We start from the raw sequence: 894 nt of genomic DNA, 5'->3' as shown, positions 1-894 counted from the left end.
TAAATAAAAGTCAAGCTCATCTTGATTGGTTACTTGTCCATTTTCATCAAGTTTACTCATTAAATAGCTGACACCACTCATACCTGACCAGCGTGATTTGATTTTAAAATCGTAGGCACGAATGTAGAACCGATCATTATTTTTACCTTCAACCACTAAAATATCGCCAAAATCAACATCTTGATTAGGAGCAACGACAAATTCAATATAAGTGCCTTTGGCGTAAGTAAGGCGTCCTTTATATTCTGACATATGTTTGCCCCCTTATTAAATGTTTATTGCTAACGATTTTAGTGTGCGCTAAAACACAAAAATAAAACAGGGGTTATTTTCCCTGTTTTATTCCGAACTGTCTAGTTTAAATTTTTCCAAACAAATTTAGTTTTTCTGCCGCCAAATAGGACGATAAGCCCGCGGCGGCTGAAGAATTTCTGCAAAAATCAAGCCATTTTGTATGACTTGTGGTGATAACTTCCCCTGCCAGGGTGAAACTGGCTCTGTTGGGTGCGGAACTTGTATAGGTGCCGGCATAGCCACAGGCGTTTTTTGCGGAACGTCCCAGGTCTTAGGCATAGAACCCTCAAAATATACCTCTGGTTGTTCTACAGGCTTACTTTTAATTTTTACCGGTTGCGGGTCGGTGCTAACTGGCGGAGGGGTTTTTGCTGGAATATCCGGATACTCGTACTCCTCTGGTCGTTTACGTTTTTTTAGCAACTCAGGCACAAGATAAAGTAACAGCATGAGTAGTAGCGGAATGAATGAATCCATAGCTTCACCAACCTATTTGTCTTTTCCCAGATCACCTGAATGTGGATCCGCAGCTATGGGCCCAGCTTTAGCGATGGTTTCACGCATCTGGGTATCTGCCAGTACATTGTTCATATGATAATA

At 41.2% G+C, this 894-nt stretch carries 1 protein-coding gene and 1 pseudogene; both read right to left on the bottom strand.

Features of this window, described 5'->3' with window-relative positions; genetic code table 11:
- Positions 1 to 252 (bottom strand): annotated as a pseudogene (locus AC29Z1_RS12320) (ATP-binding protein); the annotation flags it as partial.
- A 126-nt stretch (positions 253 to 378) separates the two neighbouring features.
- Entirely contained in the window at positions 379 to 771 is a 393-nt protein-coding gene (locus tag AC29Z1_RS12315) for a hypothetical protein (protein ID WP_488271761.1), read from the bottom strand.
- Between the last annotated feature and the right edge of the window lie 123 nt (positions 772 to 894).

The organism is Sporomusa sp., from assembly GCF_057736855.1.
This window is presented reverse-complemented; position numbering and strand designations above follow the sequence as displayed.

Excerpts from the sequence above, each read along its gene's own strand:
- AC29Z1_RS12315 (WP_488271761.1), bottom strand. The coding sequence starts at position 771 with ATGGATTCATTCATTCCGCTACTACTCATGCTGTTACTTTATCTTGTG.